Consider the following 12,995-nt stretch of genomic DNA (forward strand, 5'->3'; position numbering starts at 1 on the left):
TCCCGGGGCATGCATGAGGACCTCCGCCGTATCCGGCCGGGTCGGCGGCATCGATGCGCTGGAGGCGAGAGTGATGAACGAACGAGCCGGACGGACGGGCCCCCACACCATCAGCGTCCCGGTCCTCATCGTGGGCGGCTCCCTGGTCGGCCTGTCCACCTCGTTGTTCCTGGGACGCCTGGGCGTGCCCCACGTGCTGGTGGAGCGCCACGCAGGCACCTCCATCCACCCGCGGGGCCGCGGCAACAACGTCCGCACGATGGAACTGTTCCGGGTGGCCGGCGTCGAGAAGGGGATCCAGGACGCGGCCGCCACCCTGGCCGTCAACCACGGCATCCTCCAGGCGCCCACCCTGGTCGGCGACGCGGGCGAGTGGTTGTTCAGGGACATCGACCCGGGCGGCGGCCTCGCCCGCTTCAGCCCGAGCGCCTGGTGCCTGTGCAGCCAGAACGACCTCGAACCGGTGCTGCTCGACCACGCCCGCGAGCACGGAGGCGATCTGCGCTTCTCCACCGAGCTGATGTCGTTCGACAGCGACCCCACCGGTGTGACCGCCGTCGTCAAGAGCCGCGAGACGGGTGAGCACACCACCATCCGTGCGGACTACCTCGTCGCCGCGGACGGCCCGCGCAGCCCCGTGCGTGAGCAACTCGGCATCACCCAGAGCGGGCCCGGCGACCTGTTCCACAACGTCAGCCTCACGTTCCGCTCCCGCCGTCTCGCCGACGTCGTGGGGGACCGTCACTTCATCGTCTGCTACCTGACGAACCCCGAGGCCGACGGCGCCCTGCTGCCGGTGGACAACCGCGAGAACTGGGTGTTCCACGCCCCCTGGCACCCGGAGAACGGGGAATCCCTGGAGGAGTTCACGGACGAGCGATGCGTCGAGCACATCCGCCGGGCGGTCGGGGTCCCCGACCTCGATGTGGAGATCACCGGCAAGGCGCCCTGGCACGCCGCTCAGCGGGTCGCCCGCAGCTACCGGTCGGGACGGGTGTTCCTGGCCGGTGACTCGGCGCACGAGATGTCCCCCACCGGGGCCTTCGGTTCCAACACCGGTATCCAGGACGCTCACAACCTCGCCTGGAAGCTGGCCGCGGTGCTCGACGGCTGGGCGGGGGAGGAGTTGCTCGACACGTACGACGCCGAGCGGCGCCCCGTGGCCGAGGCCACCAGCGCGCGGGCCGCGGCCCGGTCGGCCGAGCACAGCCACCCCGGATTCGCCCCGCCCCCCGGAGCGGGCGGCGGTGGCCCCCAGAAGGGCATCCTCAACGTGGCCCTCGGCTACCGCTACCCGCAGGGTGCCGTCGTCGGCGCCGATCCGGCGGTCCCAGTGGTGCCCGAGCGCCTCGACCTGAGCGGAGGACCGGGCAGCAGGGCGCCTCACCTGTGGGTGCGCCGAGGGGACGAACGGCTCTCGACGCTCGACCTGTACGAGCGGTCCCTCGTGCTGCTCAGTGACGCCGCTGAGCCGAACGAGTGGCACGGGGCAGCCGTCCGCCTCGCCGACACACTGTCCCTGCCGCTCACGTCGTACCGGGTGGGCACCGGGGCTCAGGCCGACCTGGTGCCGGAGGACGACGCCGACTGGGCCGAGCGCCACGGGACCGGCCCTGGGGGCGCGGTGCTCGTCCGGCCCGACGGATTCGTCGTATGGCGGTCCCAGGGACCGGACGCGGAGGCGGAGGCGGTACTGCACCAGGTCCTGAGGACCGCACTGGCAGTCGCCTGAGCTCCCTGACGCAGCGGAGGGGGCAGTCGACGGGCGGCACGTCGACTGCCCCGGCCGTGGCGGGAGGACGAGTGGATGCCCACGTCACCTGTGCGGGGGAGTGCGGCCGGCAGGCCGTGACCGCGCGGATCGCCTGATCCGTCCGGGCTCTTCTCGTACCGCCCGCCTCCCGCCCCGTCACTCGCGCACGCCGTCCGAGTCGCGCGAAGTGCGGGGACGGCCACAGGATCGAGGAACGCCGACGTCGCACGACCGCGACCGGCGCTCACTTTCCCCTCCGCGAAGGAGATGTGCGGGATGACCACCACGTCCGAACGGGTGGAAGGTTCGCGTGCGCGACAGGCGTCGCACCATGTCTCCCAGTCCGTGTTCGACGGTTCCCGGCTGCGCGTCGTCCTCCTGGTCGACGTCCACGACGGGGCCCAGCACCAGTTCCTCGAAGCTTACGAACAGTTGTGCAACCAGGTCGCGTCCGTGCCCGGGCACGTCAGCGATCAGCTGTGCCAGTCGATCGAGAACCCTTCCCAGTGGCTCATCACCAGCGAGTGGGAGAGTGCCCCGCCCTTCCTGGCCTGGGTCAACAGCGAGGAGCATGTGCGGATGGTGGAGCCGCTGCACAGCTGCGTCCGCGACACCCGGTCACTGCGCTTCCACGTGGTCCGCGAGACCGGCGGCCCGGCGACGGGCACCGACCAGGCGGCCCGCAGGCTCCAGACGGCGCCCAGGATCGGTGACGGCGTGATCCGGCACGCGCTCACCTTCACCGTGAAGCCCGGCAGCGAGGAGATCGTCGCCAAGATCCTCGCCGACTACGACTCGCCCGAGCCCAAGGTCGACGACACCACGCGCCTGTGCCGCACCTCGCTGTTCATGCACGGCAACCGGGTGGTGCGGGCCGTCGAGGTGCGCGGCGACCTGCTGGCCGCGCTGCGCCACGTCGCCCGCCAGCCCGAGGTACGGGCCGTCGAAGAGGCCATCAACCCCCATCTGGAGCAGGACCGGGACCTGGGCGACCCCGAGTCCGCCCGGGTCTTCTTCACCAGGGCAGCCCTGCCGGCCGTCCATCACGTGATGGCGGAGCGCCAGAACCCGCAGGCCGAGCGGTACGCCCTGTACTACCCGGCACGGCCGGAGCGCGGGATGCAGCTCGCCGAACTCCTGGCCCATCGCGACGAGGCGGCGGACGACCCGCGCAACCCCGTCCTGCGCAGCACGATCTTCCAGCGCGACGACGTCGTCGTACGGCTGATCGACGTGTACGGCGGACTCGAGGCGGCCGATCCCGGCCACATCCTCGGTCTGTCCGACTCGGCACAGGTGGCCGAGCTGACGACGCTGCTGGACGAGACCGCGGGCATGGACGTGGTCGCGTCGAAGGACGGCAGCCTCGCGCGTGTGCTCGAACTGGCGCGCATGGATCTCGTCACCGACCGCCGGTCGCCCGACGCCTGATTCGCCATCCGGCGGGAGAGGCGGCTGCCGCCTCTCCCGCGTTGGTGCAGCACCTCAACGGAGGAACCCGTGATCACATCCCGTCCCAACATCGTGAGCCTGAGCGACGTCGAGCCCAACCGCCGGCGAGGCGGTGACCTGCGCGCCATGCTCACTCCGGCCGCGGTGGGCGCCACCAGTGGATTCATGGGCGTGGCCCTCATCGAGCCCGGTGACCGCATCGGTGAGCACTACCACCCGTACTCCGAGGAGTTCGTGTACGTGGTGTGCGGGCAGCTCGAGGTGGACCTGGACGGAGAGCCGCACCCGCTCCAGCCCGAACAGGGGCTGCTCATCCCCGTCAACATGCGCCACCGTTTCCGCAACGTCGGCAACGTGGAGGCCCGGTTGGTCTTCCACCTCGGCCCCCTCGCCCCGAGTCCGCCGCTGGGCCACGTGGACACCGAGGCGACCGACGTCCAGTCCGCAGTGGTGGGAGCGGAGGCGGCCGAACGACGTCAGGTCCGGTCATGACGAGGCGAGTGGCGGTCACCGGCATAGGTATCGTCGCTCCCGGCGGCATAGGCGTGCCGGCGTTCTGGAACCTCCTGGCGGACGGACGCACGGCGACACGGGCCATCACGTTCTTCGACCCGTCCGGTCTGCGCTCGCAGATCGCCGCCGAGTGCGACTTCGACCCCGCCGCCCACGGTCTGGACGAGCGGGAGACGGAACGCAGCGACCGCTACATCCAGTTCGCCCTCGTCGCGGGAGAAGAGGCGGTACGGGACTCAGGTCTCGACCTCGACGCCGAGGACCCGTGGCGGGTCGGCGTCTCACTCGGCACGGCGGTCGGCGGCACCACCCGGCTGGAGAACGACTACGTCCTGGTCTCCCACCGCGGACAGCGCTGGGACGTGGACCACCGGGAAGCCGGCCCCGACCTGCACCGCGCCTTCACGCCCGGCTCGCTCGCCTCGACGGTGGCGGAGCGGTTCGGAGCACGCGGCCCGGTGCAGACCGTGTCCACGGGCTGCACCTCGGGGCTCGACGCGGTCGGGTACGCCTTCCACACCGTGGAGGAGGGCCGCGCCGACATCTGCATCGCCGGCGCCTCGGACTCGCCGATCTCCCCGATCACCATGGCCTGCTTCGACGCGATCAAGGCCACCTCCCCGAACAACGACGACCCGGCCCACGCCTCGCGCCCCTTCGACGCCGACCGCAACGGATTCGTCATGGGCGAGGGCGGCGCCGTACTCGTCCTGGAGGAGCTCGAGCACGCCAGGGCCCGCGGCGCCCACGTGTACTGCGAGCTCGGCGGCTACGCCACCTTCGGCAACGCCTACCACATGACCGGCCTCACCAGCGAGGGCCTGGAGATGGCCCGCGCCATCGAGGACGCCCTCGACCACGCACGCGTCGACCCCACCGCGATCGACTACGTCAACGCGCACGGCTCGGGCACCAAGCAGAACGACCGCCACGAGACCGCAGCGGTCAAACGGGTCCTGGGACCGCACGCCTACCAAACCCCCATGAGTTCCATCAAGTCGATGGTGGGCCACTCCCTGGGCGCCATCGGAGCGATCGAACTCGTCGCCTGTGTGCTGGCCCTGACCCACCAGGTGGTACCGCCGACCGCGAACTACGAGACCCCCGACCCCGAGTGCGACCTGGACTACGTCCCCCGCGTGGCCCGCGAGCGCAAGCTCGACAGCGTGCTCTCGGTGGGCAGCGGATTCGGCGGGTTCCAGTCCGCGGTGGTCATGAACCGGCCGAGGGAGAAGTCACGATGAGCGAACCTCGTCCACGGCGCGCGGCCGTCACGGGAATCGGTGTGGTCGCGCCCAACGGATCCAGTACCGAGACCTTCTGGAAGTCCACCAGGGAGGGCATCAACGTCCTGGACCGCGTCACCCGGGAGGGCTGCGAGCATCTGCCGCTGCGGGTGGCGGGCCAGGTCCGCGACTTCGACCCGTCGGCGGCGATCGAGGAGCGCTTCCTGGTCCAGACCGACCGGTTCACGCACTTCGCGATGGCCGCGGCCGACCTCGCGCTGGACGACGCCCGGCTCCCCCGGTCCGTGACCGACGAGGTGCCGTTCTCCGTGGGCGTGGTCACCGCGGCCGGTTCCGGCGGCGGCGAGTTCGGACAGCGCGAGCTCCAGCAGCTGTGGGGCAAGGGCAGTCGCTTCGTCGGCCCGTACCAGTCCATTGCCTGGTTCTACGCCGCCAGCACCGGCCAGATCTCCATCCGCCGCGGCTTCAAGGGCCCCTGCTCGGTCGTCGCGGCCGACGAGGCCGGCGGCCTGGACGCCCTCGCCCACGCGGCACGAGCCGTACGGCGCGGCACCGACGTGATCGTGGCCGGCGCGACCGAGGCACCGATCGCGCCGTACTCGGTGGTCTGCCAACTCGGCTACGAGGAACTCAGCACGGTCGACGACCCGGCCCGTGCCTACCGCCCGTTCACCTCCGCGGCCTGCGGGTTCGTGCCCGCCGAGGGTGGAGCCATGGTCGTGGTGGAGACGGAGAGCACGGCTCGGGAACGGGGCGCGCCCGTGCGGGCCCACCTGGCCGGACACGCGGCGACCTTCACGGGGGCCTCCCGCTGGGAGGAGTCCCGGGAAGGGCTCGCTCAGGCGGTCCGGGGCGCTCTGACGGAGGCCGACTGCGCCCCCGAGGAGATCGACGTGGTCTTCGCCGACGCCCTCGGCGTACCGCAGGCGGACCGCGCCGAGGCCCTGGCCATCGCCGACGCTCTCGGGGCCCACGGCACCCGGGTGCCCGTCACCGCGCCGAAGACCGGGATCGGCCGGGGTTACTGCGCGGCGCCGCTGATGGACGTCGCGGCGGCGGTGCTCTCGATGGAGCACGGTCTGGTCCCGCCCACCCCCAATGTCTTCGACATCTGCCACGACCTCGACCTCGTGACCGGCCGGGCCCGTACCGCCGAGGTACGCACGGCGCTGGTGCTGAGCCGCGGGCTCATGGGGTCGAACTCGGCGCTGGTGCTGCGGCACGGCGCCACCGACGCCTCGTCCTGAGGCGCCGTGGAACAGGCAAGGAAGGGAAATGGCATGAATGACCGCATCACTGTGGAAGAGCTCGCCGAACTCATGAAGAAGTGCACCGGTGTCACCGTCACTCCGGAGGAACTCCGCCGCGACGAGACGGCCTTCGAGCAGCTGGGCGTGGACTCGCTGGGCCTGCTGGGCATCGTGGGCGAGCTGGAGAACCGGTACGGCACGCCGATGCCCACCGACGCCGAACGCTCCAAGACGCCCCGGCAGTTCCTCGACCTCGTCAACGGTGCCCTTCTGGCAGGAGCGTGACATGACCGGACACACGCAGAACGAGATCACCATCGCGGCACCTGTGGACCTGGTCTGGGAGGTGACCAACGACCTGGAGAACTGGCCGCAGTTGTTCAGCGAATACGCCTCCGTCGAGATCATCTCCCGGGAGGGCCACAAGACGACCTTCCGGCTGACGATGCACCCGGACGAGAACGGCACCGTGTGGAGCTGGGTCTCCGAGCGCGAGCCCGACCGCGAGACGCTCACCGTCAAGGCCCGCCGCGTCGAGACGGGTCCCTTCGCCCACATGAACATCCACTGGCGGTACGAAGAGGTGCCGGCCGGCACGCGGATGGTCTGGACGCAGGACTTCGCGATGAAGCCGGAGGCACCCGTCGACGACGAGTGGATGACGGACAACATCAACCGGAACTCGAAGGTGCAGATGGGTCTGATCCGCGACCGCATCGAGAAGATCGCAGCCGAACGCGGTGCGAGTCCCGGTCTGACCCACTGAGCCGGACGGAGAACAGCCCCATGCACCAAGCCCTGATCGTCGCCCGGATGGCCCCGGGATCGGCCCCCGACATCGCCAAGGTGTTCGCGGAGTCCGACCGCGGGGAGCTGCCGCACCTCGTCGGCGTGACCCGGCGCAGCCTCTTCCAGTTCGGCGATGTGTACATGCACCTGATCGAGTCCGAGCGGGAGCCCGGACCGGCCATTGCCAAGATCACCGGGCATCCCGAGTTCCGGGACGTCAGCGAGCGCCTGTCCGCGTACGTCAGCGCGTACGACCCCGACACCTGGCGCTCCCCGAAGGACGCCATGGCGCAGCGCTTCTACCTCTGGGAGCGCGAGCCGGCCGGCTGACCGCAGTCGGCACTCGACGGCCGCCGGGTCCGCAGCGTCGCGGACCCGGCGGCCGTCGGTCTGTCTGCGTCGAGGGAGTCCCGGGATCACCCGACCCCTCGGTACGCGGTCGGATCAGCCGGGGATGTGGCAGTCGAACGCGTGGAGATAGGGATTGACGGGACTGATGTCGTCGATGACCAGGCCGGCCTCGGTGAGCCGGTCCACCATGCTCTGGCGCGTGTGCTTGGCCCCGCCGACGTTGAGCAGCAGCAGCAGGTCCATCGCGGTGCTGAACCGCATGGACGGCGAGTCGTCGACGAGGTTCTCGATGACCACCACCCGCGTCCCGGGGCCGCCGGCCTCGCGGACGTTGCGCAGCGTGCGGGTGGTGCTCTCGTCGTCCCACTCCAGGATGTTCTTGATGACGTAGACGTCGGCCCTCACCGGGACGGCCGTCCGGACGTCGCCGGGCACGACCTGCGCGCGGTCCGCGAGGTCGCCGCCCGTGCGCAGTCGCGGGACGGCGTTCTCCACCACCCGGGGAAGGTCGAGCAGCGTCCCGCGCAAGTCCGGGTACTTGTCCAGCAGGCTCGCCACCACGTGCCCCTGGCCGCCGCCGATGTCGGCGACCGAGGCGCATCCCGTGAGGTCGAGGAACGCGGCGACGTCCTGCGCCGACTGCACGCTGGAGGTCGTCATGGCGCGGTTGAAGACGTCCGCCGACTCCGGGGCGTCCTCGTTGAGGTAGGGGAAGAACTCCTTGCCGTACAGGTCCTCCACCACGTTGCGGCCGGTGCGCACCGCCTCGTCCAGCTTCGGCCAGACGTCCCAGGTCCACGGCTCGGTGCACCACAGCGAGATGGCGCGCAGGCTGTGGGGGTCGTCCTCGCGCAGCAACCGGGAGACGTCGGTGTGCGCGAACGTCCCGTCCGGGCGTTCGGCGAACACGCCGTAGCAGGACAGGGCCCGCAGGAGCCGTCGCAGCGGGCCGGGTTCGGACTTCACCGCGGCCGCGATGTCCTCCACGGCCATGGGCTGGTCACCGAGCGCATCGGCGACGCCCAGCCGGGCGGCCGCGCGCAGGGCGGCGGCACATGCCGCCCCGAACGCGAGTTCCCGCAGCCGCATGGACGGCGGAGGGGCTGGCTGAGTGGTCGTCATGTGCCGCCTTTCTACTTGGATCGAGCAGGGTGATCACTGAACAGTCGTGGAACTCTCGGACGCGTCGAGGGGTGTGGGTCGGTGTGCGGTCAGCACAGACCGGCGGGCTTGGACGACAGGCAGGAGTTGCCCTGGAACGTGTTGCCCTCGCCGGGATCCGTGTTGACCAGGTCCGCCGGGGAGTTGCCCTCCAGCAGGTTGCCGCTGATCCGGTTCCGCTCGCTGGTCGTGCCGACGAAGCTCTTGAACACGACGATGCCGCCCGAGAGCGGGGACGTGCCGACGTTGTCCCTGATCACGTTGTGGGTGATCAGGTTGTCCTCGGTGCCCGTCAGGACGATGCCGGACCCCTGCAGGGCGTCCAGCCGGGCGGTCTTCGGGCAGGACTTGTTGTTGCGCTCGATGCGGTTCTCGCGCACGGTCACGAGGCCGGCCTTCGGCTTGTTCTCGTCGCCGACGACGAAGACCGCCGCGCAGTTGCCCGTGAGGTGGTTGCCCGCGACGGTCAGGTTGCGCAGCCGGCGGATGGTGACGCCGATCCGGTTGCCCTCCAGCCGGTTGTGCTCCACCACCGTTCCCCCGGTGTCCGTGGCGCCTTCCTCCTCCTTCACGGTGTTGGCGAGGAAGAGGCCCGCGTCGCCGTTGCCCCGGGCGGTGTTGCCGCGGAACACACCACGGGCCGAGCGCTCCGTGGCGATGCCCCACACCCCGTTCCGGGCCGCGGTGACGTTCCGCACCGTCAGCCTGTCGGCCTCATTGGCGTGGATGCCCGTCTTGGCGAAGCCGGTCACCGTCAGGGACGCGATGGTGACGCCGTCGACGCCATGGTCCTTCGTGCCCGTGACACAGATGCCGTTGCCGGCCGCGGCACAGCTGTCGGCGGCCCTCGCGGCGCCCGCTGCGCCGGCGGGAAGGGTGGTGGTGCCCGCGCCCGCCTCCGGTACGAGGACCGTGCCGCGGCCCATGCCGCGCAAGGTGAGTCCGGGCGTGGTCACGTCGATGCTTCCGTGGTGGGTGCCGTGCGCCAGCAGAACGGTGTCACCCGGCCGGGCGCTGTCCACCGCCTTCTGGATCGATTCCCCGGGCCTCACCAGATGGACCGTGTGGCCGGTGGTCGACGGAGCGGCCCCGAGGCCCGTACCGAGCAGCGCGGCTGCGCACGCCAGGTATGCGATATGGCATTTGTTCATACCGCGCAGATTATGTCCACAAAGGTCGCGAAACGGTGAGATGGGCCATCCGGCGGCGTGGCCCTGCCGACAGGCACCGGCCCGGGCGGGCCGGCGCCCCGAAAGGACCTCTCAGCCCTGCTGTGCGGCGTCGGGCCGAGCCGTGTGATCGGGGTGCCCACCGGTGCGGCGCGCTTCCTTGAGCTCGGCCTCGTACAGGTGGTCCCTGCCGTCGGCCAGTTCCCGGCGCGCCTCCCGCTCCGTGGCTCTGAACGGCTCGTAGTAGGTGGCGTCGTAGGCCTCGATGATCTGGAAGGTCCAGTGCCCCGGAATGACATTGCGGCCCGTGATCTCGTGCCGGATCCGTTCCGCCCATCGCGAGTGACCGGCGTCGCGCATGAGGTCGGCCGCGCGGTCCAGCTCGAAGTCGGCCCCGCCCGTCAGCTGGTGAAAGGCGTACAGGTGGCCGCGCGCACGTTCGGTCGTCTCCAGTGCCTTGGACAGGGCACCCAAGGCCCGGACGGTGGCGTCGGTCATGCCGGGTGGACGGCGGTGGGCCGCGTCCGGTCCCTCGTGGTGATCACTCATGTAGGACTGACTGCCCTGTCGGCGGCTGCTCGCATCACCGGCATTCGGGCGACGCGCGGCTCTGCGCACCCGCATACCGGCTGCCCCGCGCCGCGCAGGCCGTGAGACGTGCTCAGAAGGCGTAGCGCACGCGCAGCCACGGCGCGTGGCGGTCGATCAGGGTGCGCAGGGTCCGTACCGCCTCGCCCTTGACGTCGTTGCGGTAGCGGAGGTTGAGGGCGCCGTTCTCGGAGCGCTTGGCCTGCTGGAGTTCCGGGCGCCACAGGACGTCCTCGGCACGGGGATGCCAGCCGAGGTTGACCTCATGCAGGTCCCGGTTGTGGGTCAGCATGATCACCTCCGCCGCCGCCTGCTGTTTCACCCGCTGGGGCAGCACGTCGTCGAGGTGGATGAGCAACTCGGCCCAGGCGGCCTCCCAGCCGGGGCGGACGACCACGGGGGAGAGGTTGAAGTGGACCTCGTACCCCGCGTCCAGGAAATCGGCCGCCGCGCCGATGCGCTCGACGACGGGCGAGGTGCGCACGTCGAGCAGCCGGGCGTCGTCCGGCGGCATCAGCGAGAACCGGATGCGGGTGCGGCCACGCGGGTCGAGGGCCAGCAGGTCGGGATTGACGAACTTCGTGGCGAAGGACGCCTTGGCGGTCGGCCACTGCCGGAAAGCGTGCACCAGATCCGCGGTGTTGTCGCAGATCAGTGCGTCCACCGAGCAGTCGCCGTTCTCCCCGATGTCGTACACCCACGACTCCGCGTCGCACTGGTTCGGCTCGGGCTTGCGCCCCTGCCGCGCCACGTGCCGGGCGATGTGGGCGACGATCCGGTCGATGTTGGTGAAGACGGTGATGGGGTTGGCGTATCCCTTGCGCCGGGGCACGTAGCAGTAGGCACAGGACATCGCGCAGCCGTTGGAGGCGCCGGGAGCGATCCAGTCCGCCGACCGGCCGTTGGGGCGTGTGGTGAGGGACTTCCTCTCGCCCAGGACCAGCGTCTCCCCCTTGATGCGCACCCAGCGCTCGATGTTCCCCTGGTTGCCGTGCAAACCGGGAAGGCGCCAGTGGGACTCCACCGTCGTCACCCGCGCGTCGGGGAACCGGGCGCTGATCTGCCTCCCGCGGGGGGACTCGGCCGCCGCGGGCTCGGCGTAGATCTCGCGCACGGGCAGCAGTCGGCGAGCCGCGCCGGAGGTGCGGAAGGAGGGGCGCCGGTCGGCGGCGTCCGGTCGAGGAGTGAGGGCGTCGAGTCCGAACAGTGCGCCGGAGTCGTCGTCGGGGGCGCCGGACGGGTGGTGCATGAGTGCTCCCGTACGGAGGGGTGCGAGCGGAGGAGAGGGGGTCCCGTCGCTCAACCGGGCTGGAGGATTCCCGTCACTCAACTGTACGGGGCACACATTGCCGACGCGTGTGTCATGTGGTCCGGGGCGAGTTCAGCGCCAGTCGCACCACGCCCGGCCAGTCGGCCGCCCGGTCACCGACCCGCGAGGTGCGGGGGCGACGGCATGGCACGCGGACCCGGAGTGCGCCGGGCGCGATGCGGCACACCACGGGTGACGGCAGGACGACGTGCTCTCCGTCGATGCCGGCCGGGAGGGTGTCCGAGTCCGCTTCGACGACGACGGTCTCGGCACTCAGCCGGATCAGTCCTCCCCCGGAGCCCGGACCGCGCAGGAGGCGTGCCGCCTGGGCGGCGTTGCCCACACGCACGCACACCACGCCGAGGAGCCCCGAGTCCAGCCGTCCCCTGCGCCCGGGGTGGGCGGCGTCGACGGCCCGCCCGTAGGGGTTGTTGCTGACGAGCAGGGCCTGGAGCCCGTCGATGTGCGTCCGGTCGGCCCGCGCCCGCAGCCTGGGCGCATCCTCGCCGGTGAGGAGACCGGGGAGCGTGCGCAGGGTCGTGCGGGCCTTGGCGTCCCGGTAGGCGGGATCGGTGACGACGAACGCGTACGTCCCGAAGGAGGCGTTGTTGACGAAGACGCGGTCCGCGGCGTACCCGAGGTCGATGCGGAGTTCGACGCCCTCGGTCAGGGCCTCCAGGGCTGTCGCCGGATCGTCGCGGTCGAGGCCGAGATCGAGGGCGAAATGGTTGCGGGTGCCGGCGGGAATCACCAGGAAGGGCAGGTCGTGACGCGCGGCGACCTCGGCCACGAGGGCCTGGGTGCCGTCACCCCCTGCCACGGCCAGCAGATCGGCTCCCTCGGCGACGGCCTGCCGCGCCAGCTCGGTGATGTCCTGGTCCCGATCGAGCAGCGTCACGCGGCAACCGGCCGCCCGGGCCCTGTCCACCAGGTCGAAACGGCCCACTTTGCCGCCGCCGGAACGCGGGTTCATGAGGACCCAGGGGTGTCGGGGCGCCTTCGTCGCCGTCTGCTCCGAGGCGGTGTGGCCGGAGGGCAGTGCGCTACGGGCCGTGGCGAGGGCGAGCGCCCACAGTGCGAGGGACAGGCAGGCCGCCCAGAGCATTCCGGCCGCCGCGTACAGGGCCAGGACGGCCGACGGCGCGGCCAGTGCCAGGACCAGTCCGAGCACACGGACCACTCCGGTGTGCGCCAGGATCCACCACACCCCGACGGCCGCCAGCGCCAGTGCCGCGATTCCGGCCAGTACCCACAGCACGCTTCTCAGGCCGGCCGTGACGAGTGGCACCAGGATGCTCGCCAGCAGGGCCAGCACGGCGAGGCGTGCCCGTCCGGGGCTGCCCTCGCGCGCGGTGGCCGCCCCCGCCTCGGTGGATTCCGTCCGGTGCCGGACCTGTCGATGCACCAGTGCTG

The 12,995-nt window shown here is 71.1% G+C and carries 13 protein-coding genes; 8 read left to right on the plus strand and 5 right to left on the minus strand.

The features are described from left to right. Positions 1–73: 73 nt before the first annotated feature. The 8 genes from IE153_RS28330 (at position 74) to IE153_RS28365 (ending at position 7,334) form a co-directional block, all read left to right on the plus strand. On the plus strand, positions 74–1,732 hold the full coding sequence (locus tag IE153_RS28330; protein WP_189592759.1) for an FAD-dependent oxidoreductase: 1,659 nt from the start codon (positions 74–76) through the stop codon (positions 1,730–1,732). A 297-nt stretch (positions 1,733–2,029) separates the two neighbouring features. After that, entirely contained in the window at positions 2,030–3,184 is a 1,155-nt protein-coding gene (locus tag IE153_RS28335) for a SchA/CurD-like domain-containing protein (protein ID WP_189592635.1), read from the plus strand. Between the two features lie 69 nt (positions 3,185–3,253). Continuing rightward, a complete protein-coding gene (locus IE153_RS28340; RefSeq protein ID WP_229829214.1) occupies positions 3,254–3,697 on the plus strand; it encodes a cupin domain-containing protein in 444 nt (147 codons plus the stop codon). Further along, on the plus strand, positions 3,694–4,962 hold the full coding sequence (locus tag IE153_RS28345; protein WP_189592636.1) for a beta-ketoacyl-[acyl-carrier-protein] synthase family protein: 1,269 nt from the start codon (positions 3,694–3,696) through the stop codon (positions 4,960–4,962). Before IE153_RS28340 ends, IE153_RS28345 begins: the two co-directional genes overlap by 4 nt. Continuing rightward, positions 4,959–6,212, plus strand: coding sequence for a ketosynthase chain-length factor (locus IE153_RS28350; RefSeq protein WP_189592637.1), 1,254 nt, complete (start codon positions 4,959–4,961; stop codon positions 6,210–6,212). Before IE153_RS28345 ends, IE153_RS28350 begins: the two co-directional genes overlap by 4 nt. 33 nt (positions 6,213–6,245) lie before the next feature. Next, on the plus strand, positions 6,246–6,500 hold the full coding sequence (locus IE153_RS28355; RefSeq protein ID WP_097222665.1) for an acyl carrier protein: 255 nt from the start codon (positions 6,246–6,248) through the stop codon (positions 6,498–6,500). A 1-nt stretch (position 6,501) separates the two neighbouring features. Beyond that, positions 6,502–6,981, plus strand: coding sequence for an SRPBCC family protein (locus tag IE153_RS28360; RefSeq protein ID WP_189592638.1), 480 nt, complete (start codon positions 6,502–6,504; stop codon positions 6,979–6,981). Positions 6,982–7,001: 20 nt separating this feature from the next. Further along, complete coding sequence (locus IE153_RS28365; protein WP_031104672.1) at positions 7,002–7,334, plus strand: TcmI family type II polyketide cyclase; 333 nt, start codon at positions 7,002–7,004, stop codon at positions 7,332–7,334. 114 nt (positions 7,335–7,448) lie between these two features. On the opposite strand, the gene IE153_RS28370 is transcribed toward IE153_RS28365, so the two are convergent. The 5 genes from IE153_RS28370 to IE153_RS28390 all read right to left on the minus strand — a co-directional run bounded on the left by IE153_RS28370 (position 7,449) and on the right by IE153_RS28390 (position 12,987). Then, positions 7,449–8,477 (minus strand): methyltransferase, encoded by a 1,029-nt coding sequence (locus IE153_RS28370; RefSeq protein WP_189592639.1) that lies wholly within the window; start codon positions 8,475–8,477, stop codon positions 7,449–7,451. An 89-nt stretch (positions 8,478–8,566) separates the two neighbouring features. Next, a complete protein-coding gene (locus IE153_RS28375) occupies positions 8,567–9,667 on the minus strand; it encodes a right-handed parallel beta-helix repeat-containing protein (protein WP_189592640.1) in 1,101 nt (366 codons plus the stop codon). Between the two features lie 111 nt (positions 9,668–9,778). Then, the gene (locus tag IE153_RS28380) at positions 9,779–10,234 is read right to left on the minus strand and encodes a hypothetical protein (RefSeq protein WP_189592641.1); all 456 of its coding nucleotides are present in this window, start codon (positions 10,232–10,234) and stop codon (positions 9,779–9,781) included. Positions 10,235–10,346: 112 nt separating this feature from the next. After that, on the minus strand, positions 10,347–11,522 hold the full coding sequence (locus tag IE153_RS28385) for a spore photoproduct lyase family protein (RefSeq protein ID WP_189592642.1): 1,176 nt from the start codon (positions 11,520–11,522) through the stop codon (positions 10,347–10,349). Between the two features lie 112 nt (positions 11,523–11,634). Then, positions 11,635–12,987 (minus strand): diacylglycerol/lipid kinase family protein, encoded by a 1,353-nt coding sequence (locus tag IE153_RS28390; protein ID WP_189592643.1) that lies wholly within the window; start codon positions 12,985–12,987, stop codon positions 11,635–11,637. Positions 12,988–12,995: the final 8 nt, after the last annotated feature.

The organism is Streptomyces massasporeus, from assembly GCF_014648995.1.
Taxonomy (GTDB): Bacteria; Actinomycetota; Actinomycetes; order Streptomycetales; family Streptomycetaceae; genus Streptomyces; species Streptomyces massasporeus.

Bases quoted from the DNA above. Each gene is read 5' to 3' on its own strand.
- IE153_RS28330 (WP_189592759.1), top strand. From the start codon at position 74: ATGAACGAACGAGCCGGACGGACGGGCCCCCACACCATCAGCGTCCCG.
- IE153_RS28335 (WP_189592635.1), top strand. From the start codon at position 2,030: ATGACCACCACGTCCGAACGGGTGGAAGGTTCGCGTGCGCGACAGGCG.
- IE153_RS28345 (WP_189592636.1), top strand. From the start codon at position 3,694: ATGACGAGGCGAGTGGCGGTCACCGGCATAGGTATCGTCGCTCCCGGC.
- IE153_RS28350 (WP_189592637.1), top strand. From the start codon at position 4,959: ATGAGCGAACCTCGTCCACGGCGCGCGGCCGTCACGGGAATCGGTGTG.
- IE153_RS28355 (WP_097222665.1), top strand. From the start codon at position 6,246: ATGAATGACCGCATCACTGTGGAAGAGCTCGCCGAACTCATGAAGAAG.
- IE153_RS28360 (WP_189592638.1), top strand. From the start codon at position 6,502: ATGACCGGACACACGCAGAACGAGATCACCATCGCGGCACCTGTGGAC.
- IE153_RS28365 (WP_031104672.1), top strand. From the start codon at position 7,002: ATGCACCAAGCCCTGATCGTCGCCCGGATGGCCCCGGGATCGGCCCCC.
- IE153_RS28370 (WP_189592639.1), bottom strand. From the start codon at position 8,477: ATGACGACCACTCAGCCAGCCCCTCCGCCGTCCATGCGGCTGCGGGAA.
- IE153_RS28375 (WP_189592640.1), bottom strand. From the start codon at position 9,667: ATGAACAAATGCCATATCGCATACCTGGCGTGCGCAGCCGCGCTGCTC.
- IE153_RS28380 (WP_189592641.1), bottom strand. From the start codon at position 10,234: ATGAGTGATCACCACGAGGGACCGGACGCGGCCCACCGCCGTCCACCC.
- IE153_RS28385 (WP_189592642.1), bottom strand. From the start codon at position 11,522: ATGCACCACCCGTCCGGCGCCCCCGACGACGACTCCGGCGCACTGTTC.